The sequence below is a fragment of the Pseudomonas sp. LJDD11 genome (assembly GCF_024584215.1).
In the GTDB taxonomy this organism is placed as follows: domain Bacteria; phylum Pseudomonadota; class Gammaproteobacteria; order Pseudomonadales; family Pseudomonadaceae; genus Aquipseudomonas.
In genome coordinates, this window is record NZ_JANJFL010000026.1 from 44,071 (window position 1) to 65,217 (window position 21,147).

The 21,147-nt window shown below is 58.8% G+C and carries 16 protein-coding genes; 7 read left to right on the plus strand and 9 right to left on the minus strand.

The genetic code is table 11. The features are described 5' to 3' along the window. Positions 1-110: 110 nt before the first annotated feature. Positions 111-1,610 (plus strand): polyphosphate:AMP phosphotransferase, encoded by a 1,500-nt coding sequence (gene pap, locus NRB16_RS23610; protein WP_045481184.1) that lies wholly within the window; start codon positions 111-113, stop codon positions 1,608-1,610. On the opposite strand, the gene NRB16_RS23615 is transcribed toward pap, so the two are convergent. The 3 genes from NRB16_RS23615 to NRB16_RS23625 form a co-directional block, all read right to left on the minus strand. Continuing rightward, positions 1,611-1,769 carry a hypothetical protein gene (locus NRB16_RS23615; RefSeq protein ID WP_158497577.1) on the minus strand — a complete coding sequence of 53 codons (159 nt, stop codon included), beginning with the start codon at positions 1,767-1,769 and terminating at the stop codon, positions 1,611-1,613. A gap of 149 nt (positions 1,770-1,918) precedes the next feature. Continuing rightward, positions 1,919-2,323, minus strand: coding sequence for a YbaN family protein (locus NRB16_RS23620; protein WP_257107062.1), 405 nt, complete (start codon positions 2,321-2,323; stop codon positions 1,919-1,921). Position 2,324: 1 nt separating this feature from the next. Further along, entirely contained in the window at positions 2,325-2,912 is a 588-nt protein-coding gene (locus NRB16_RS23625) for a YecA family protein (protein WP_045481178.1), read from the minus strand. A gap of 201 nt (positions 2,913-3,113) precedes the next feature. Between NRB16_RS23625 and recQ the strand changes: the two genes are divergently transcribed. From recQ to NRB16_RS23640, 3 genes are all read left to right on the plus strand, one after another. Beyond that, positions 3,114-5,252, plus strand: coding sequence for a DNA helicase RecQ (gene recQ, locus NRB16_RS23630; RefSeq protein WP_045481175.1), 2,139 nt, complete (start codon positions 3,114-3,116; stop codon positions 5,250-5,252). Positions 5,253-5,343: 91 nt separating this feature from the next. Continuing rightward, complete coding sequence (locus NRB16_RS23635) at positions 5,344-5,781, plus strand: MarR family transcriptional regulator (protein WP_045481173.1); 438 nt, start codon at positions 5,344-5,346, stop codon at positions 5,779-5,781. 147 nt (positions 5,782-5,928) lie between these two features. Next, positions 5,929-8,229 (plus strand): FimV/HubP family polar landmark protein, encoded by a 2,301-nt coding sequence (locus NRB16_RS23640; RefSeq protein ID WP_257107076.1) that lies wholly within the window; start codon positions 5,929-5,931, stop codon positions 8,227-8,229. Positions 8,230-8,337: 108 nt separating this feature from the next. Here the strand turns inward: NRB16_RS23640 and NRB16_RS23645 are convergent, their stop codons facing one another. Further along, complete coding sequence (locus tag NRB16_RS23645) at positions 8,338-8,748, minus strand: PA2817 family protein (RefSeq protein ID WP_045481171.1); 411 nt, start codon at positions 8,746-8,748, stop codon at positions 8,338-8,340. Positions 8,749-8,814: 66 nt separating this feature from the next. Next, entirely contained in the window at positions 8,815-11,262 is a 2,448-nt protein-coding gene (locus NRB16_RS23650; protein WP_257107063.1) for an acyl-CoA dehydrogenase, read from the minus strand. A 135-nt stretch (positions 11,263-11,397) separates the two neighbouring features. On the opposite strand from NRB16_RS23650, the gene NRB16_RS23655 reads away from it, so the two are divergent. The 3 genes from NRB16_RS23655 (at position 11,398) to NRB16_RS23665 (ending at position 13,911) form a co-directional block, all read left to right on the plus strand. Then, positions 11,398-12,021, plus strand: coding sequence for a glutathione S-transferase (locus NRB16_RS23655; protein WP_045481164.1), 624 nt, complete (start codon positions 11,398-11,400; stop codon positions 12,019-12,021). A gap of 169 nt (positions 12,022-12,190) precedes the next feature. Next, entirely contained in the window at positions 12,191-13,123 is a 933-nt protein-coding gene (locus NRB16_RS23660) for an ABC transporter ATP-binding protein (protein ID WP_045481161.1), read from the plus strand. Beyond that, entirely contained in the window at positions 13,123-13,911 is a 789-nt protein-coding gene (locus tag NRB16_RS23665; RefSeq protein WP_045481157.1) for an ABC transporter permease, read from the plus strand. The genes NRB16_RS23660 and NRB16_RS23665 overlap by 1 nt, the downstream gene beginning before the upstream one ends. A 19-nt stretch (positions 13,912-13,930) precedes the next feature. On the opposite strand, the gene NRB16_RS23670 is transcribed toward NRB16_RS23665, so the two are convergent. The 4 genes from NRB16_RS23670 to tssI form a co-directional block, all read right to left on the minus strand. Further along, positions 13,931-14,704 carry a DUF6708 domain-containing protein gene (locus NRB16_RS23670; RefSeq protein WP_373568500.1) on the minus strand — a complete coding sequence of 258 codons (774 nt, stop codon included), beginning with the start codon at positions 14,702-14,704 and terminating at the stop codon, positions 13,931-13,933. A gap of 126 nt (positions 14,705-14,830) precedes the next feature. Further along, entirely contained in the window at positions 14,831-18,130 is a 3,300-nt protein-coding gene (locus tag NRB16_RS23675) for a toxin VasX (protein WP_257107065.1), read from the minus strand. After that, the gene (locus NRB16_RS23680; protein WP_257107066.1) at positions 18,127-18,978 is read right to left on the minus strand and encodes a DUF4123 domain-containing protein; all 852 of its coding nucleotides are present in this window, start codon (positions 18,976-18,978) and stop codon (positions 18,127-18,129) included. The genes NRB16_RS23675 and NRB16_RS23680 overlap by 4 nt, the downstream gene beginning before the upstream one ends. Further along, positions 18,975-20,990 (minus strand): type VI secretion system tip protein VgrG, encoded by a 2,016-nt coding sequence (gene tssI / locus NRB16_RS23685; protein WP_257107067.1) that lies wholly within the window; start codon positions 20,988-20,990, stop codon positions 18,975-18,977. Before tssI ends, NRB16_RS23680 begins: the two co-directional genes overlap by 4 nt. Positions 20,991-21,147: the final 157 nt, after the last annotated feature.

Here is a 21,147-nt window from a genome sequence, read left to right on the forward strand (position 1 = left end):
CGAGGCGGCATTTTACCCGGTCGCAGGCTGAACGGATTGACCCATCGGGCGAATTGATGGTCTTAATGGGCAAAGCGCTATCAACGAAGATTCGTAAAGGGAGTTCCAGGATGTTCGAATCCGCTGAAATCGGCCATGCCATCGACAAGCAGGCGTACGACGAGCAGGTGCCCGCGTTGCGCGAGGCATTGCTTGAAGCCCAGTACGAGTTGCATGAGCAGGCCGGGCGGCAGATCATTGTGCTGATCAATGGCATCGAGGGCGCCGGCAAGGGCGAGACGGTTAAATTGCTCAACGAGTGGATGGACCCACGCTTCATCGAGGTGCGCACCTTCGACCAGAAGACCGACGAAGAACTCGATCATCCCCCGGCCTGGCGCTACTGGCGACAATTGCCGGCCAAGGGCCGGATGGGCATTTTCTTTGGCAACTGGTACAGCCAGATGCTTCAGGACCGGGTGCATGGCCTGCTCAAGGACGCGCAACTGGACCAGGCGATCAGCGGCGCTGAGCGGCTGGAAAAGATGCTCAGCGATGAAGGCGCGATCATCTTCAAATTCTGGTTCCATCTGTCGCGTAAACAGATGAAACAACGCCTCAAAAGCCTGCGCGACGATCCGCTGCACAGCTGGCGCATCAGCCCGCTGGACTGGCAGCAGTCCAAGACCTACGACAAATTTGTGCGCTTCGGCGAGCGGGTGCTGCGCCGCAGCAGCCGTGAATATGCGCCTTGGCATGTGATCGAAGGCGCCGATGCCAACTATCGCAGCCTGACCGTTGGTCGTTTACTGCTCGAAGGCATGCAGGCGGCGCTGAACACCCCGCCAGTCGAACCCCAGGCGCTGGCGGTCGGACCGCGCGGCACCCATGACGATGAACTGACCCTGCTCGACAGCCTCGATTTGAACCAGCAACTGGACAAGGATGAGTACGAGCATCTGTTGATCACCCAGCAGGCGCGTCTGTCTCGCAACATGCGTGACAAACGCATGAAACGCCATGCGCTGGTGGCCGTGTTCGAAGGCAACGATGCGGCCGGCAAGGGCGGCGCGATCCGCCGCGTGGCGGCGGCGCTGGACCCGCGCCAGTACCACATCGTGCCGATTGCCGCGCCGACCGAAGACGAACGCGCCCAGCCGTACTTGTGGCGTTTCTGGCGGCAGATCCCGGCACGCGGCAAGTTCACCGTGTTTGATCGCTCTTGGTATGGCCGGGTGCTGGTCGAGCGAGTCGAGGGCTTCTGCAGCGAGACCGACTGGTTACGCGCCTACGGCGAGATCAACGACTTCGAAGAGCAGTTGACCGACGCCGGGGTGGTGGTGGTCAAGTTCTGGCTGGCGATCGACGAGCAGACCCAGCTGGAGCGTTTTCAGGCCAGGGAAGAGATCCCGTTCAAACGCCACAAAATCACCGAAGACGATTGGCGCAACCGCGAAAAATGGCCGCAATATCGCCGCGCAGTCGGTGACATGGTTGACCGCACCAGCACCTCGATTGCGCCGTGGACGTTGGTGGAGGCCAACGACAAGCGCTGGGCGCGGGTCAAGGTGCTGCGTACCCTCAACGAAGCGCTGGAAGCGGCATTTGCCCGCGACAGCAAGAAAAAATAGTTACGCAGGCCGCTGATCGCTGGCGTGCTGCGCGGGGGTGCAGTCTCTGAGCGTTGGCGCAGCATCGTGCCGCTCGGGGCTGCGGTTCGGCAGGTTGGCAGCCAACGCTTCGGCCAGGGCGCGCAGGATGGCGCTGTACAGGGGAGGGAGGTCACGCATGGGGTTGTCCTTGATCAATGGTGATGTCCACGCGCTGCAACGGCCTTGGGCGTTACAGCGGCGTAACAACAGCTAAGAACAACTTTGCGCGAAGGTCAGACGTTTTTTGCATAAGGCTTATAGCGGTTTTGCAAGCATCAAGCCTGGCGCTAGCGCCGTGGCGGCAGTGTCTTTTGCCGTGCAATCCACAGGCTGACCAGCACCGCGCAGAGCAGCAACAGCACGCGCACCCAGGTCAGCGGCACGAACCAGCACGACACCCCGATGCTGAACCACATCACGCCGATGGCGTAGACCTTGGCTTTGAGCGGAATGCCATGACCTTCCAGATAGTCCCGGATCCACGGGCCCAGGCGCGGGTGTTCGACCAGCCAGCGGTAAAATCGCGGCGAACTGCGCGCGAAACACGCCGCGGCCAGCAACAGGAAGGGAGTGGTGGGCAGCACCGGCAGGAAGATGCCGATGATTCCGAGCAGGACACTCAGCCAGCCGATCGCCAGCAGTGCATAGCGCACCAGCCCGTGTGAGCGGGTGCGCGATGACGGGGTGACCAACTCAGTGGTGGCGAGGCTTGAGGATTGCCGGTTTTTCTTCCGGTGCCTGGCACAGCAGGAACAGGGCTGTCAGGGCTTCAGGGATCTGGACAATCATGTCGTCCATCAGGCCGGCGTCCTGGGCGATGTCGGCGAATTCCGGTTGTTCGTCGAACAGGCCCGAACCGACCATGATCGGCAGCAGCATTTCACTGACTTCTTCCTCGGCGCTTTCGAACCAGGCGTTCTCGCGCAGGAACACGCCTTCCATGAAGCCGATGCACCAGCCGCGCAGTTCCGAGTCGTCCGGGTCGTCGCCCAGGTCCAGGTCGCAAGGCAGTTCGAACTCTTCGTCCGAGGCCAATTGGCGGGCAATATGCGCTTGCAACAAGACCAGAGTGGTTTCGATTTCTTCGCGCTGCGCGTCGCTGGCGTAGTGCGGTGGCTCAGCGAACAGTGCTTCGATCCACTCGCGCTCAGGCACCTGCTCCGAGCAGATTGACAGGGCGGTCAGGTAGCCATGGGCGGCCACGTAGTCCAGTGCTTCATCGTGCAGATCATCTGCATCAAGGAAGACTTGCAGGCGGGTAAGTTGCTCAGCGAAGGACATTGACGGACTACCTTGGAAATAAACGATGCCAAATTCTAGGCTCTCAACGGCCTGGGCGCCAGCAGCGTGAGCACTGCCGGGCAATATTGACAGCTGATGTACAGAGCCTCCGCTGAGTAGGGCGCTCGGGTATACTGCCGCGTTTGTAGCCGCGCGGCTCGACCGACGCGGCCTGCTGTAGCAGCACAACCCGGGGTTTTTATGCTCGAACAGGCTCAACGCATTCTCAAGGACATCTTCGGCTACGACAGCTTCCGGGGGCGCCAGGGTGCGATTATCGAGCGCGTGGCCAGCGGCGGCGATGCTTTGGTGTTAATGCCCACCGGCGGCGGCAAATCGCTGTGCTTCCAGGTGCCCGGCCTGTTGCGCGACGGCCTTTGCGTGGTGGTGTCGCCGCTGATCGCGTTGATGGACGACCAGGTTGCGACCCTCGATGAACTGGGGGTGTCGGCCGCCGCGCTGAACTCGACCCTGAGCGCCGAGCAGCAGCGTGAACTGGCCGCGCGCATGCGCCAGGGCCAGCTCAAAATGCTTTACCTGGCGCCCGAGCGGCTGGTTCAGCCGCGTATGTTGTCGTTCCTGCAGAACCTCAATATTGCGCTGTTCGCTATTGATGAAGCGCACTGTGTATCGCAATGGGGGCATGATTTCCGTCCCGAATACCTGCAACTGGGTCAACTGGCCGAGCTGTTTCCCGATGTGCCGCGCATCGCCCTGACGGCTACAGCCGACAAGCGGACCCGCGAAGAGATCGTCACCCGTCTGCATTTGCAAAATGCCGAGCGCTTTTTGTCGAGCTTCGACCGGCCCAACATCTTTTATCGCATCGTGCCCAAAGAGCAGCCGCGCAAGCAGTTGCTCGCGTTCCTGTCCGAGCGGCGCAGTGATGCCGGTATTGTTTATTGCCTGTCGCGCAAAAAGGTTGAGGAAGTGGCCGAGTTTCTCAGCAACAGCGGCTACCCGGCGCTGCCTTACCACGCCGGCCTGCCCGCCGAGACCCGGGCCAGCAACCAGCGGCGCTTCCTTAACGAGGAAGGCCTGATCATGGTCGCCACCGTGGCGTTTGGCATGGGCATCGACAAGCCCAACGTGCGCTTTGTCGCGCACCTGGACCTGCCCAAGTCGCTGGAAGCTTATTATCAGGAGACCGGCCGCGCAGGGCGTGACGGTTTGCCCGCTGACGCCTGGATGGCCTACGGCCTGCAGGATGTGCTGATGCTCAAGCAAATGCTGCAAAACTCTGAGGGCGACGAGCGGCACAAGCGCCTGGAGCAGCACAAGCTCGATGCCATGCTGGCATTGTGTGAAGAAACTCGCTGCCGACGCCAGGCACTGCTGGCCTACTTCGACGAAGAGCTGCCACAACCCTGTGGGCACTGTGACAATTGCGTCGACGGGGTGCAGACCTGGGATGCCACCGAGCCTGCCCGCCAGGCGCTGTCGGCGATCTACCGGACCGGCCAGCGCTACGGGGTGGGCCATCTGGTGGACGTCTTGCTCGGCAAGTCTACCGACAAGGTGCAGAACTTCGGTCATCAGCATCTGGCGGTGTTCGGGGTTGGCAAAAGCCGCTCGGAAGGTGAGTGGCGCACCTTGTTCCGGCAACTGGTCGCCCGTGGCCTGGCCGATATCGACCTGGAAGGTTACGGCGGGCTGCGCCTGACCGACAGTTGCCGGCCCTTGCTGCGCGGTGAGGTCAGCCTAGAACTGCGCCGCGATCTCAAGGCCCAGACCAGTACCAGCCGCAGTAGCGGCGGCAGCGGTAGCCCGGCCAGCCAACTGGTGCGTGGTGAAGAGCGCGAACAGTGGGACGCGCTGCGTGCCCTGCGCCGACGCCTGGCGCAAGAGCATGGGGTGCCGCCGTACGTTATCTTTCCGGACTCGACCCTGCTGGAAATGCTCCGGGGTCAGCCACGCTCCATGGCCGAGATGGCCAGGGTCAGTGGCGTGGGCGCGCGCAAGCTGGAGCGTTACGGCGAAGCCTTCCTTGAAGTGCTCAGTGGTCAGGCCGAGGCGCCCAAGGTGGTGGCCGACCTGCGCCACGAACTGATCAGTCTGGCCCGTGCCGGCATGACCCCGATTCAGATCGCCGGGCAGTTGCAATGCTCGGAAAAGAATGTCTACAGCCTGCTGGCTGAAGCCATTGCCGGCCAGCAACTGTCGCTTGAGCAGGCGCTTGATCTGCAAGCCGAACTGCAAGAAGAAATCCAGGACGCGTTTCTCGACGGCGAGGGCGAGCTGCCGGCGGTCAGCGATGTGGCCGCGCAATTCAGCGGTCGGGTCCCTGAAGGGGTGTTGTATTGCGTGCGTGCCGCCCTGCAGTCGGAGTTCGAGGCGTAACAGGTTGCGACGAAAGGTCTCGGCGCTGCGCTTGATCGCGGCCAGAGGCCATGCTTAGCTGGCTAATAATTAGATTAACCATGAGTTTGTTATGCCTTTGACTGATGAACACCGCTTCGGGATGCAACTGGCCCAGATGACCCGTGGCTGGCGCGCCGAGCTGGACCGGCGTCTGGCGGGGCTGGGCTTGTCCCAGGCCCGCTGGCTGGTGCTGCTGCATCTGGCTCGCTTCAATGATGAGGCGCCGACCCAGCGTGAGCTGGCGCAAAGCGTCGGCGTCGAAGGGCCGACCCTGGCCCGCCTGCTCGACAGCCTTGAAACCCAGGGCCTGGTTCGCCGCCAGGCGGTTGTCGAAGACCGTCGGGCGAAGAAGATCCTGCTCTGCGACAGCGCCGCGCCGCTGATCGCGCAGATCGAATCCATCGCCAATACCCTGCGCGCCGAGTTGCTCACCGGTGTCGATGAAACAGAACTGCAACTTTGCATGCGGGTGCATGCGCGCATACTGGAAAACCTGGAAAGAACCTGAAGCGTGGCAGCGGGTTCTCGCTCATACTTGGGCACAATTCAATGCGGGAAACCAGGAACGGTTTCCATAAGGGGTCGCATGCTGAAAAGAGTGGAGCGCGGCGTAAAAGTTGCCCTGAAAGCGGGCGGACGTCGCCACGGGTTGGCGATGTGGGTAGCGCTTTGCTCGCTTGGCTGGTCGGGTATGGCCGCAGCATTGGGGATGGGCGAGATCCGTTTGCACTCGGCGCTCAACCAGCCGTTGAACGCCGAGATTCAGTTGATTGAGACCGCTGGCCTCGACCCTGAAGACATCGTTGTCAAGCTTGCTTCACCCGACGCATTCACCAAAGCGGGTATAGAACGGGTCTTCTTCCTCAATGACCTGCGCTTTACGCCGGTCATCCGCGGCAATAGTGGCTATATACAGGTCTCGTCGAACAAGGCTGTGGTAGAACCCTACCTGAGCTTTGTCGTGCAGTTGTCCAGACCCAACGGTGACCTGCTGCACGAATACACCTTGTTGCTCGATCCGGCCAACACCCCTGAGGGCCTGGCGGCGACGCGTAACCGCAAGCCGCTTCAGGAAACAAGCGTGCAGGATTCGCGCATGCCCAAGGCGCCGCCCATGGCGGTGCAGGGCAAGCATTACATCGTTACCGACGGCGACACGCTCAACAGCATCGCTCGCCGGTTGCAGGGCCCCGGCAGCAACGGTTCGGCGGCGCAACTGGCAGACGGCATCCAGGCGCTCAACCCGCAGGCATTTCCAACTGGCGCGGGCAGTGCCCTGCGGGCCGGGCAAAACCTGCTGTTACCAGACGCTGCGGTAGTTCCCAAACCGCCTGCAGTCGAACCGTCAGCCGCTGACGCCGTTGCAGTGCCTGCTGTGGCGGATGCCCAGAAAGCGGCGCAACTGGCTGCCGATGCCATTGAAAACCAACAGCTCGAAGACTTGAAGAGCCTCAATCGCGCGTTGCAGGAACAGGTGTTCGAGCGCGACAAGGCCGTCACTGTCTTGCAGGCCCGGCTGGCCGAAATGCGTGACGCCGCTCAGGCTCCGGACGTGAGCACACGAGCGATTGCCGGTAACCCGGCTGCACCTGCTGCTGTGGTTGCGCCAGCCGCTGCGCCCGCAGCTGAACAGGCCAGCACCGACAATCCTCTGTTCAGCCTGCCGGTGTTACTCGGTGTGGTTGCAGCGTTGCTGCTGTTGATCCTCGGTTTGCGGCTGCGCCAACGTCGCCAGAGCGTGTCGACGCCTGAGCATGTTGAGCCAGCCGTCAGTGACGAGCGGCTGATCAAGCCGGCTCAAGCGGTGGCGCTGCCCGTCTACGAAGTTCCTGTCGTCGCGCCTCCGGCTGCCGCGCCTGTGCAGAGCGCCAGTAATGGCGCGTCGTTGAACAAGGTAACGAGCAGCCAGCGTCTTTCCGGGGCGGCGCCAGATGCATTGGATGGTGTGAGCATCTACATCGCTTACGGACGTTTTAATGAAGCCTTGGCTATCTTGCGTGATGCCCTGAGCAAGCAACCTGAGCGAGCAGATGTTCGCGAACGTATTCTTGAGCTGCTTGGCGAGCAGGGCGACATTGCGGGATTCGAGCAGCAAGAGCAGGCAGCATTGGAACATGGCCTGAGTCGTGAACAGATCCAGGGAATACGTGATCGTTACCCGCAGCTCAAACCGTCACCCGCCGTTGCCGCCACAGGGGTGGCCGTGGGCGCCGCAGCGGCGGCTGCTGCGGTTACCGCGATGGTCGGACCGGCAGTTGCTGAACCCGCGCAGCCGAAGCCCGAGGCCCCGGCACAACTGGACGAAACTGCAGCCGCTGCGCTCAATCCGGAGCACGACGATGAGTTCCAGCTGAACCTGGATGATTTGTCCATGGACGCTGACTGGGATCTGGTCGATCCGTTTGACAAACCAGCGCACCATGGCAAGGCCGAGGTGCCCGAGGCTGCACCGCTGGATCCGCACTTTGCATCCAACCTTACCGAATTGCCGGAAGTTTTCGAACTCGATGACGAGCCGTTTCGGGGGGCGTCTGTCGAGTCCGCGCAACCTCTTGAGGCGGGTGATTCCCTGGACCTGGATTATGGTGCAGATGATTCTATCGAGATCATCGCGCCCTCCGGTGTCGATCAGTCGCTGTCGGGCTTTGATCTGCTGGACGGGCTGGAGGGGTTTTCCGGGCTGGATGAGCAGAACATCCAACCCATCGAACTGGTCGAGCCCGTCGGCAATGACGCGCTGGACGATGCATTTCTCGACAGCTTTGCCGACGACGACGGCATGGAATTCGACCTGATGGAACTGGACGAAGAGCCGCTGACTCAAGTCAATCAGGCTCAGTTGATGATCGATGAAGGTGACGTTGACGGCGCGCGGCGGCTGCTGGAACAGGTGGTTGAATACGGCGACGAGGCGCATCAGCAGATGGCCAGAGACTTGTTGTCGAGCCTGGACTGATTCTTCAGGCAAACAAAAGGGGTCGATCACGACCCCTTTTTCTTTGCCCCAAAAACCATGGCGCTGCCTGCGCGGCTAAAGCGGAGCACCGCCCGGCCACTCCTGCAATCAGTGCGACGGCCCTTGGGTGTTCAGCGACAGCAGCTGCTTTTCTTGAGCCCAGTCGAAGGGTTCGTCATTTTCTTCGGCTTCAAAGCGACGCTCCTCCAGGGCCTGATAGAGGTCGATCTCTTCATCTGGCATGAAGTGCAGGCAGTCGCCGCCGAAGAACCACAGCAGGTCGCGAGGCACCAGGTGGGCGATCTGCGGGTAACGTTGAATCACCTGGCACATCAGGTCCTGGCCCAGATACTGGCTTTGCAGCGGGTCTTGCGGCAGTTGCTCGATCAACTCGTCGAAGCGCTCCATGAACAGCGCGTGGTTGGCTTCTTCCACCTGCTCGGCCTCGCCCAAGGCAACCAGAATGCTGCGCAGGTGGGTCAGCAGAGCCAGATGATGGTTGAGAATGGCGTCGGCCATGATGAATTCCTCGGATGTAAAAAAGGCGCGAGAGTATAAGCCTCATCGCGCCCGCTGTGGGATTGGTTATCTGACCTTGTCAGGGGCAGGCGCCAACTGCTCTTTGCTGAAGTCGTCGACGTCGATCACTTTGCGCCGCGCCTGCTCGGCTTGGTCCAGGCTGTGCGCTTCTGCGCTCTGCAGCACTGCGGCGCGTACCGCGGCGTCAATCAGCGACTCGTCACCGTGCACCTGGACCTGCCCCGATTTGACCGCCAGTTGCAGTTTGCGACGTATCGCCTGACTGCCTTGAACCTGCTGGTGAGCATGGTTGAGCGCACCGACGGCATCCTCCTGCGCTTGCGGGCGGTAGCAACCAGCCAGCAGTTGCTCCAGGGCCGGATCACCTTTGCTGCGGCCCAGCAGTTGCGCGACTCGGGCATCGAGAGCGTCGTCAGGGCCTTTGTGACGGCGACCGAACGGAAATACCACCGCCCGCAACGCACAGCCCAGCAAGCGGTTGGGGAAATTGCGCAGCAACTGATCGAGCGCCCGCTCGGACTCGCCGAGGCTTTCTTCCATGGCCCACTGCAACAGCGGGCGCAGATAATCAGGCGAGTCAAGATCGTGGTAGCGCTTGAGCGCTGCCGACCCCAGGTAAAGATGGCTGAGCACATCGCCCAGGCGCGCCGACAGGCGCTCGCGGCGTTTCAGCTCGCCGCCGAGCAGCATCATGCTCAGGTCAGCCAGCAGGGCAAAGGCGGCGGCCTGACGGTCCAGCGCGCGGAAATAGCCTTGGCTGAGACTGTCGCCGGGACGTTTGTCAAAGCGTCCCAAGCCCAGATTGAGTATCAGGGTGCTGGCGGCGTTGCCCACCGCAAAACCGATATGGCGCATCAGCAGGTCATCGAACTCGTACAGTGCCCGGTCATGATCTTCACGGCTGGCCAGGGCCATTTCCTTGAGTACGAACGGGTGGCAGCGGATCGCTCCCTGACCGAAGATCATCAGGTTGCGCGAGAGAATGTTCGCGCCTTCGACGGTGATGAAGATCGGTGCGGTCTGCCAGTTGCGCGCCAGGTAGTTGTTCGGACCCATGACGATGCCTTTACCGCCATGCACATCCATGGCGTGGCTGATGCATTCACGGCCGCGTTCGGTCAGGTGGTATTTGAGGATCGCCGACAGTACCGAAGGTTTTTCGCCCAGATCCACAGCATTGGCCGTCAGGATCCGTGCGCTGTCCATCAGCCAGGCATTGCCGCCGATCCGTGCCAACGCTTCTTGGATACCTTCGAAGGCTGACAGTGGAACGTTGAACTGCTCGCGTACCTGCGCGTACTGGCCAGTGACCAGGCTGGTGTACTTGGCCGCGCCGGTGCCTACCGCTGGCAACGAGATGGAGCGGCCCACCGACAGGCAGTTCATCAGCATCATCCAGCCCTTGCCAAGCATTTGCTGGCCACCGATCAGGTAATCCAGCGGCACAAATACATCCTTGCCGCTGTTCGGCCCGTTCATGAAGGCGGCGCCCAGCGGCAGGTGACGGCGGCCGATCTCGACACCGGGGGTATCGGTGGGGATCAGCGCCAGGCTGATGCCTAGCTCGGTCTGCTCGCCGAGCAGATGATCAGGGTCGTAGGCTTTGAACGCCAGGCCCAGCAAGGTCGCCACCGGGCCGAGGGTGATGTAGCGTTTTTCCCAGTTCAGGCGCAGGCCGATGACTTCCTGACCCTGCCACTGGCCTTTACAGATGATCCCGGTGTCGGGCATTGCCCCGGCGTCGGAGCCTGCCAGTGGGCCGGTGAGGGCAAAGCAGGGAATGTCGTCGCCACGGGCCAAGCGGGGCAGGTAATGGTTACGCTGTTCTTCGGTGCCGTAATGCAGCAGCAATTCTGCCGGGCCGAGCGAGTTGGGCACCATCACGGTGGAGGCCAGGTCGCCACTGCGGGTCGCCAGCTTCATTGCGACTTGCGAGTGCGCGTAGGCAGAGAAGCCCTTGCCGCCATACTGCTTGGGAATGATCAGGGCAAAGAAGCCATGCGCTTTGATGTGCGCCCAGGCCTCTGGTGGCAAGTCCATGTCCTGGCCGATCTGCCAGTCGCTGACCAGCGCGCAGAGTTCTTCGGTCGGGCCATCGATGAACGCCTGCTCTTCTTCGGTCAGGGTCGCTGGCGGGTAGGCGAGCAGGGTGTTCCAGTCCGGACGACCGCTGAACAGCTCGCCATCCCACCACACAGTACCGGCGTCGATGGCATCGCGCTCGGTGTCGGACATCGGCGGCAACACTTTCTTGAACCATTTGAACATCGGCGCACTGAAGTGTTTGCGGCGCAGCTCTGGCAGCACCAATGGCAGCAGCACGGCCAGCCATGCCAGCCAGAAAATGCCCAGCAACCAGCCCGGCGCGTGGCTCCAGATGCCCATGGCCAGCAGATAAAGGGCGATTACACCCAATATTGCGATAGGGGTAACGCGGCGGTGCGCCAGCCAGGCGCTGCCTACCAGCAATCCTGCGATCCACAACAACAGCATAAATAATCCTCCGTGACGGCGACGGTCGGGCCGTGTTCATAACATGGTTAGTGACCCTGCATGAGCCAGTAAGTTGCGACCGTTACAGGGTAGACTGGTCAGCGACGAATGGCGGTCATCACAGGAGGTAAGCAAATGCTCAAGATCTGGGGACGCAAGAATTCCAGCAACGTCCGCAAGGCACTGTGGATTGCAGAAGAAGTCGGAGTGCCGTACCTGAGCCAGGACGCTGGCGGTGCCTTTGGCCTGGTCGACGAGCCAGAGTACCGGGCAAAGAACCCCAACGGCCGGGTGCCGATGATTGAAGACGGCGACTTCGTGCTCTGGGAATCCAACGCCATCGTGCGCTATCTGGCCGCGCGTTACGGCGCAGCGTCAGGGCTGTATCCGGCTGATCCGCAAGTGCGCGCGCAGGCTGACAAATGGATGGACTGGACCACCTCGACGCTGGCCGAAGCCTTTAAACCGGTGTTTTGGGGCGTTGTGCGCACTGCGCCGCAAAAGCAGGATTGGGACTTCATCAACCAAAGTATCCAGACGCTGCATGGCCTGCTGGCAATCCCTGATGCCGTGCTGGCCGATCAGCCTTACCTGTCCGGTGATGCTTTTGGAATGGGCGATATTCCGCTGGGCAGCTTTGCCTACGGCTGGTTCGAGATGCCCATTGAGCGCCCTGAGCTGCCCCATTTGCAGGCCTGGTACGAGCGGCTCAAGACGCGTGCGGCTTATCGCAAGGCGGTCATGACGCCATTGACCTGAATGGCGTTAAAACTGCCGGCAGACGATCGTGTCCCGGCTCGATATTTATTATTAATGAATGTGTCTGTACTTGAGCGGTCTGTCCTAGCACCATTGCAGCATCTATTCGAGCGCCTCGTGCGCTCGTTCATAACCAGAAACTTTCTTCCTGATGGGTACGTTTTCCGCCATGAGTTCTGCTCTGTCCATTCGACAGCTCACAAAGACCTACGGCAACGGCTTCCAGGCCCTAAAGGGCATTGATCTGGACGTCGCCGAAGGTGACTTTTTCGCCTTGCTTGGCCCCAACGGCGCCGGCAAATCCACCACCATCGGCATCCTGTCGACCCTGGTCAACAAGACCAGCGGCAGCGTGAATATCTTCGGCCACGACCTGGACCGCGAACCGGCTGCGCTCAAGCGTTCGATTGGTGTCGTGCCGCAGGAATTCAACTTCAACCAGTTTGAAAAGACCTTCGACATCGTCGTCACCCAGGCCGGTTACTACGGCATCCCGGCCCGTATCGCCAAGGAACGCGCCGAGCAGTACCTGACTCAGTTGGGCCTGTGGGATAAGCGTGACGTGCCTTCGCGCTCGTTGTCTGGCGGTATGAAGCGTCGGTTGATGATTGCCCGGGCGCTGATCCACGAGCCGCGCCTGCTGATTCTCGACGAGCCGACCGCAGGCGTGGACATCGAGCTGCGTCGCTCGATGTGGACCTTTCTGACCGAATTGAACCAGAAAGGCATCACCATCATCCTTACCACGCACTATCTGGAAGAGGCCGAGCAACTGTGCCGCAACATCGGCATCATCGACCACGGTGAGATCGTGCAGAACATGGGGATGAAGCAATTGCTCAACACCCTGACCGTTGAAACCTTCGTGCTCGACCTCAAGCAGTCGTACAGCGCTGCGCCGCAACTACCGGGGTTTGCCAGCAAGCTGATCGACAGTCATACCCTGGAAGTGCAGGTCGACAAGAATATCGGCATCACCGCGCTGTTCAGCCAACTGGCCCTGCAAGGCATTGAAGTGCTGAGCCTGCGCAACAAAGCCAATCGCCTTGAGGAGTTATTTGTGTCCCTGGTGGAGAAGAACCTGGCCAAGGTGGCCCAATAATGAGTACCCAGAACAGCGAATTGCGCCCCAATCTGGTTGCCCTGAACACCATCGTCTACCGCGAAGTGCGGCGCTTCATGCGTATCTGGCCGCAGACCCTGCTGCCGCCAGCGATCACCATGGTTCTGTACTTCGTGATCTTCGGTAACCTGATCGGCCGCCAGATCGGCGACATGGGCGGCTTCAGCTACATGCAGTACATCGTGCCGGGGCTGATCATGATGTCGATCATCACCAACTCCTACGGCAACGTGGTGTCGAGCTTCTTCGGCGCCAAATTCCAGCACTCGATCGAAGAACTGATGGTCTCGCCGGTCTCCCCGCACACCATCCTCGTTGGCTACGTACTGGGCGGGGTACTGCGCGGTCTGATGGTCGGCCTGATCGTGACCCTGCTGTCGATGTTCTTCACTGACCTGCAGGTCCATCACCTGGGCGTGACCGTCGTGGTGGTGCTGCTGACCGCGACCATTTTCTCGCTACTGGGCATGGTCAACGCCGTCTTTGCCCGCAACTTCGACGACATCTCGATCATCCCGACCTTCGTGCTGACTCCGCTGACCTATCTGGGCGGCGTGTTCTACTCCATCAGCCTGCTGCCACCGTTCTGGCAGACCGTCTCGTTGGCCAACCCGGTCCTGCACATGGTCAACGCCTTCCGCTACGGCATCCTCGGCGTGTCCGACATCAGCATCAGCATCGCCATGGCGTTCATGGTCGGTGCGACCGCAGTGCTTTACCTGTTCTGCATCCGCCTGCTGGTCAGCGGACGCGGCATGCGTCAGTGACTGCTGATTGCCCGCCGGGTCATGGGACCCGGCGCGCCTCGTACTCGGCCAATGCGGCCTGAAACTCGGCGGAAGGCCTGGCCCACTGCTCCGGCGGCAGGGGCTTTGACCATTCGATGATATCGGGGTGGTCGAGGTCGGGGAGGGGATAAAGCTTCTTGCGCTCCAGATAATCGGCCAGCAGCACGTTGAAGACGAACAGGCCAAAAAAACCATCCCAGAGCAGGGTGAGGAACCAGCCTTTGCGCTTGGCGGCTTCTTTCAGGTCATTCAGGTAGCTGGCGAAGATGCCTTTGGTGCGAGTGAATTTTCTTGAGGGCTCATGGACCGCATCGGGACCTGATTCCATGTAGGTGCGGATATACTCCCACAGCGCTGTCGCTGTCTCTTTTGCACCACAATTGAAGCTTAATAAGTGTTGCTGGTTGCCCGGTCGTGAACTGGGGTCCGGGTTTTTTAGTTCTATTAGTAATAAGCCGTATGTTATTTTTCCTCCTTGAGTAATAGCACTGGCCTGGGCCGTGGCTGCGGTGATCTGCTCCCAAGGTGTGAGCCAATATTTACCGTTGCGCTTGAGTACTGAGACTTCACGGCGTTGGCGATTGAACCTGACAGGAAAAGATATGGGTTGGAGCAACGTGTGTGTTAATAATATTAGCGGCACAATGACTATTGCTAGCCCCAAAAGGAGGATGTCAATGTCGTTCAGGATATAAGACGCTGTTGCGGGGGGTATAAAGATTGCCCATAGGGTCGAGACTGTTGTTCCGATGCTGTAGTTGCTGATGTCCATAAAGACTTCGTTTTTTCGCAAGGCTACTCCGAGGTCGTCATGTGGGGGTTCTGTTGTTGGTAAGGGAAGTGGAGATAGATAGTTGTGTGTTGGGAGTGAGGACATGTTTTTAACTGTAGGCGTGGATTATGAGTTGGGTGGTGTGTTTAGCAATTTTGAAAACTGCTCCGCGCTCAGGGTGTGTGTCTGAGCAGTGTTGAGTCTTGGTGCTTCTCCATCTCGTAGTTGTATAATCCCATCGTCGGATGTGATGCTGTAAAGTAGTCCGCTTCCCCCACCAATAAATTGATCGATACCTAATAGTCCAGCTATAGGGGGTTTGTATTTGACGCATATTGATAATTGGCTTGGTAGCGAGGCAAATTTGCCTAGGCCATATTTGAAGTCTCCTTTCAAACGCAGTCCTTGACCTTCTCGGTGTGGTATCCAAGCGCACTGCGTATTTGCTAGCCAATATTTTCCAAGATCGTAAGTCTTATTTCGAGAGCTGCTTTCAGGATCATCAATCAGATCTATCCATGTGTTTTGATCTAGGGGATTGCCTATCAGTGATATTTCTAGTTCTGCGGCGGCAGGTGTGGCGCCAGGAAGATCAATGCATAAAGACTCTATAAATTTTTCTATTCTGCCTCCCAGTCGACCACCGCTGTGAATAGATCTGGCAACGACCTTGATGATGATTCTAGGTGTGTAAAGTAGAATTAGTAGCTTGCTTAGCTCTTCTTGCTGTGCTTTTTGGTCTGGTGGGGACAAATTTTTTGCCCGCTGGATAGACCAGAAACTATGGTGGAGAAAGTTTTGCAATGGGGTCTGTTGAAAAAACCACGCTGCCAGATAGATAACGCCCAGAACTGCCGTGATTAGTATCAAAGGAGCTATCATTATTGAGAAGCCCTTGATGGCTGCACCTATTGGCATGGCACCTGACACAACGGCATAGGTAAAGTTAGCTCCAATAAGCGCTTGAGCAGTGTAAGTAATAGTCTGTGCTCCGGTGACTGTTTTTCTCAGCTCCAGCCAGGGATCAATTGAGTTCTGGCTTTCTTCAATCTGAATTGACAGGGATTTGAACTCAGTGAATGCTGCTACAGCTGATAAGCTACTGATGAGTGCGCCAAACAAAGGTCTGGTTAATATAGGGCTTGGGGATTTGCCAAATTGATTGACCCCATATCCTTGGCGTGCGACGTTCTCTATGACGGCTGTCAATGCTGCTGCTGTGTAAAATGTCGCTGAAATGGTTTCATAGGTTCGCCGTTTGTCCATGTTTTCCAGTGGGCCAGCCTGGCTTAAGTAGCGCTCGGTATTAAATATGTTAAGCATCAGTATAATTAGAGGTGTGAGACCTCCGGCATTTTGTACTGCTTTGTTGTTTACGATGTCAGCGATCTTGCCTTTGGCGATAGCGTTGGCAGTGGTTTTTGTCCACTGTTTCAAGTCATCCGTTCCCGGGCCAAAAATTTCGAGTACTTTGAAACTTTTTCCTTGTGTCCATTTGAGCCTGGCCTTTGCGTTGATATGTAAGAATGTCATCAGGCCTACCCAGCTCTCACTTAGTCGTTCTGCTTTTCCTTGGAGCATCAGGATCGCTGGGGAGAGTCGATTGATCATTAAAATCCACAGGCTGTTGTTTGTGACCTTTTGCATGTAATTGAGTGTCTTATTTGCTGCGGGTCCTAGCGCTTTTGACAATGCATCTTTTGTATTGTTAAGGTTTTCACCGCTCAGCGCGGCCATAATCTCCCCTAAACGCGTTTCGTTGTGAAGCGCAGCTTCAAGGCTCGGGCTCCAAGAGAAGAGCAGTTGGCGTAATGCCCCCTTGTCTTGGCTGCGAACATAATGAGCATATTGTTCAGCTCCAAACAAAGTTAGGCATTGCGATGTTAGGCAATCCCGTGCTAGTCCTGTCAGCCAGTCACGACTTGCTTCGTCGTCAAAGTCGACGAACCAGGTACCGCTCTCGTGACGCAAAAGAAATACCTCTCTATCTGCATAGAGTTGTTTATGCCTCAAATCGACACTTTTGTAGTGGTCGGGGGCGGTCACGTCCAGCCAGTTATTCATTGTGCTCAGGTCAATATATTCTCCTATCTTGCCACTGAATTTGCCTGATCTTTGATTGTGACTCTTATGTTGTCTATAAACACGAGTCTCTATTTCCACATCTTTTTGTAGCTTTACAGGGATGAAATTGTTCACTGGTTTTTTTAACAGGCTGATTTCTTCCTTGAGGCTGGCGAGTTTCTGCTTGCCTTCCGGGGTGATCAATACAGCACTGGCGTTTGCGAGTCGTGATTCTTCGAAGCGAAGAGGATCCAGACGCTCATGGATTTTTAAGAGCGTATTTCCTTGTTCCGGGGTTATTTTTAGCTTCTCCTCCTTAAAACGATAATTGATCCGATCCGCCAGCTCCGCCCCATCCTCTGTCATCAGGCTGCGGATGAATCCACCCACGGTCAGACGAATCTGGTTGTCGCTGACCCACTGTTGGTGGGCGTCTTCGAACTGACTCTGGTCCCGATCAATATCACGCAACACACCCAAGTCATCATCCAGACAGGCAAACACTGCCCAGCACTCAGCGGCTTCTTGTCGTGCGCTGTCCAGCCATTTTCGGGTGTGCAGAGGCTGCCATGCTGCGGCGCTCCACTGGCCTGGAGCGGGGCGGCCCTGAGGTGCGTCAGCGTGCTTGGAGGCGATGCGGTCACGCTCGCCGACCCAATACATGGCATCCGTCCAAGCCTTGCTGGTCTCAGCGGTCGGGTTGGCAAACATCTGTTCCTTGAGCTGTTCTGCCTTCTTGTACTCGGCATCACCATTGAGCTGGTGATCACTGACCACGCCCCAGTGGTAGGTTTGCGGCATGAGTTCGGCAATGACCTGTTCTGCTGCCTCCAGTGGTGGGCAATGGGCGGCGCTCAAGTGGTTGGCAACCTGTGGTAAATCCAGCCGACGCATGCGTTTCTGGCGGGTGCCGGGGTCATTCAGTGCTTCGCAACTCCGGGCATTGAGCGGGTACTCGGCATACATCAGCCAGGCAGGCGAATGTTTGTCCAGCGCAAGTCCCGTAAGGCTGCCGTTAAGGGTGATGGTGTCATCATCGGTCAGCGGTTGCGGTTCGAGCATGCCTTGCGGGCAGATTGCAAAGCGTTGCAGCGGGCCGGGGCTTTGCCACAGGTAGAGAAAACCTTCGCGTAGCCGGCGTACCGCCATGGGGTGGCTCTGCGGCTCGACACCGGGCTGGCAACTGGCATGGTCGGCCGGGTACTCCGCCAGGGCGTAACGTGTCGGTACGACGAAGAGCTTGCCCTGGCTGGCCGGGCAGGTAGCAACCAGGCTGTCTATATCCTGACGAGGGCGTTGCCCGGCAGCCCGTTCGGCCTGGCTCAGGTTCAGCAGTGCGGATGAAGAGGATTTGTCGGTCATGTCTTTGCTTGCGCCGTGCGGGTCAGTTGCAGGGTCAATTCTTCAAGCAGCGCATCCAGGCGTTGCTGGGGGCTGGAGCTGGGTGCTTCAAGGATCTGGCGGTATGCCTGGTGCGCAGGTGCCGCAGGAAAATCAGGGCCTAGATGGGCATAGAGGCTGACCCAGCGAGTGACCTGGTCATCCGTGCCATAGCCATGGCGAGCGGCACTGAGCCTGCATGCCTTTGCCCATGCACGATGCGCGGTGGTGTCCATGCCGGCCAAAGCGAAGGGGAAGTAGCGGCGGCAATGCTCAATCAAGTGTTGATCGAACTGCTGGCGTTGCACCTGGCCAAGGACATCGAGCTGTTCTGCACTCAGGTGCAGCCAGGGTTTTGGCTGGTAACGCTGGCTGTCTGCTGCAGTTTCGCTGCGGTTGATCAGCAGTTCGTTGTTGTCATCGTCGGGCAGGCGGATCAATTGCACGGGGCCCATGAGACGGTCTCGTTCGAACGTTTGCAGGTCTGCCAGCCACAGGCGGGTAATACGTGGGTCGTAATAGCGGAATAAAACTGTCACGTCGCCGTCGAGCTTGACATGCACCAGGCTGCGCAGGTGATCCAGCAGCTCGGTTTCGCTGGCCTCGGTTTCCAGCCAGATTCCCGCTCGCGAGCGCCACTGCGTGTGGAACAGGTCTGCAAGCTTGCTGCCAGCGACTACGGGAACCAGTAGCGGACCGCAGTCGGCCAGCTCGGCATAGGCTGTGTTCAGGTACAGCGGATGGCATGCCATGAACTCGCCAACCTGTAATAAGTGTTGATCCAGACCGTCGATCTGCGCGCTGTCCAGAAGCAGGTAGGAACGCCTCATGCATTGCGCTCCTTGAGTTTGTGGCACACAGCACATACAGGAGCAGCCTTGCCTGCAGCGCTGCGCAATGCCTGTTTCTGTACATTGAGGGTCAGGTTTTGCAGTGCTGTCAGCGGTGCGGGCTGCGCCGCTAACGCCGGTGCGCCGGGTAGCGGGACGCCGCCGGGCAGGATTGGGCTGCTACTGAAAATACCGCCAGCGCCGAGTAGCAAGTGCTGGCCGCCGGCCTTGAGGGTGATGCTGGCGCCACCGTCGATAATCAGGTGCGCGCCGGATTTGATATGCACCTGCTGGCCAGCCTCAACTGTCAGAATCTGGCCGACCCGAACATGGCGGTTCTGGTCAGCCTGCAGATAATCGTCGGCTTTGATTTGTGTCTTGCGGTCGGCGTTGACCGTGCGCTGTTCTTCACCTTCCAGCACGCTGATGCTGTTACCTTTGATGGTTTCCTGCCGGTCGTTGCCCACCTCGAGGCGGCTGTCGTGGTTGATCTTCTGTTCCATGTCACGCTGGGCGCGCAGGTAGATCAGTTCCTGGCCGGCCAGGTCTTCGATATGTAGCTCGCTGAAACCGCCGTTGTGCGGTGTGCTGTGGCTGCGCAGCACGCTACGGGTCTTGCGCTCGGGCAATGGGTAGGGCGGCCTGTTGAGGTTGTTGGGCAGGCAGCCACTGACAATGGGGTGGTCCGGGTCGCCTTCGAGAAAGCTCACCAGCACTTCCATGCCGACCCGAGGGAGGACCGTTGCGCCAAATGTATCGCCAGCCCAACTGGAGGCTACTCGCAGCCAGCAACTGCTGAACTCGCCCGCTTGGTCGTTCCGGTCCCAATGGAACTGCACCTTGATTCGCCCGTATTCATCACAATGAACATCATGGTTGTCAGGGCCTGTTACCCGGGCAGTCTGGCTGCCGGCAATTTTGGGTCGGCTGTGGGGCAGCGGTGGACGAAAGAACGTGTCCGATGGTGTGGCCGTAAAACGGTTTCGATAGCCTTCTACCATACCGTCGACTTTGCGTGCGGCTTCTTCAAGTACCTGCGGCTGGTAGCCCTGATGTTCAAGTCGGGTCAGTAGCCAGGTATCGTTCCACTCCGTGCGGGGGTGATCGGTGAGTGCTACGAAATGCCCGCTGACCAGGCCGGGATGGTCACTCTCGCCATCTGCCTGACGGTAGTCTGCCCGGCGGCTTTCCAGCGCCCGCTGGGTCAAGGGTTTGCCGCGTTCTTCACCCGTGAAGCGCCCTGGCCAGCGATAGTCTTCCAGATTCGGCTGGATGATCTGCGGGTCGGGACCTGCCTGATATTCCAGACGCCGGCCGGCTTTGCGGAAGTCATAGTCACGGCGTGTGGTGCGGGCGGTGCGTGCTTCCAGGCGCACACCCAGACGCCGGACCACCTGCGTTTCGGCTTGCAGGCCTGCGACCGGTTGGTAGCGCAGCTCGAAACCCAGTTTGCGAAACATCGTCTGGTGGTCGGCGAACACCAGAATGTGCATGTCCCTGCTGTGCTCGAAGTGGTAGTGCAGGCCTTCTTCCGCGCACAGGCGCTGGATGAATTGCAGATCGCTTTCGCCATATTGCACGCAATATTCGCGAGGCTTGTATTTCATGGTGAGCCGGAATTGGCAGGTATCGCTGAACAGCCCATGCTCTTTGAGGATCTGCTCAATGATTTGTTGAACTGAGCGGGCCTGGAAGATGCGGTGGTTGATACGGTATTGCAGATAGCTCAGACGAGGCACCAGAGTCAGTCTGTAATGTGTCAGGCGCATGCCGCTGATGCCTTGCTCGACCCGCTGGATCTGGCCGTGAATGCCTGCGCCCTGGCTGTTGAAAGCCAGAAAGACCATCTGATGCAGCAATGCGTCCAGATCCAGTTGCGGGTCTTCGCTGACCGCTTCGATATTGAATCGATAGGGCATGCTGATGGCTTCTTCGCCGCTAAACGAAAGCACTTGCAGGTCGTACTGCGGATTCTTGAGGTGCAGGCTCAATAGCTGATCTGTGGCATGCATCTGCTGTTACCCGTTCAAGGCGCCAAAGTTGAAACCCTACCAAGCGGCCACACGGAAAAATGCAGGATGCTTCTGCGGTATTTGTAGGAAGTCGGTGCACGACTGAGTGGATATTCGCCGGTCAAATTCCGCAATACTCTGCGCCTGCACCCCCTCA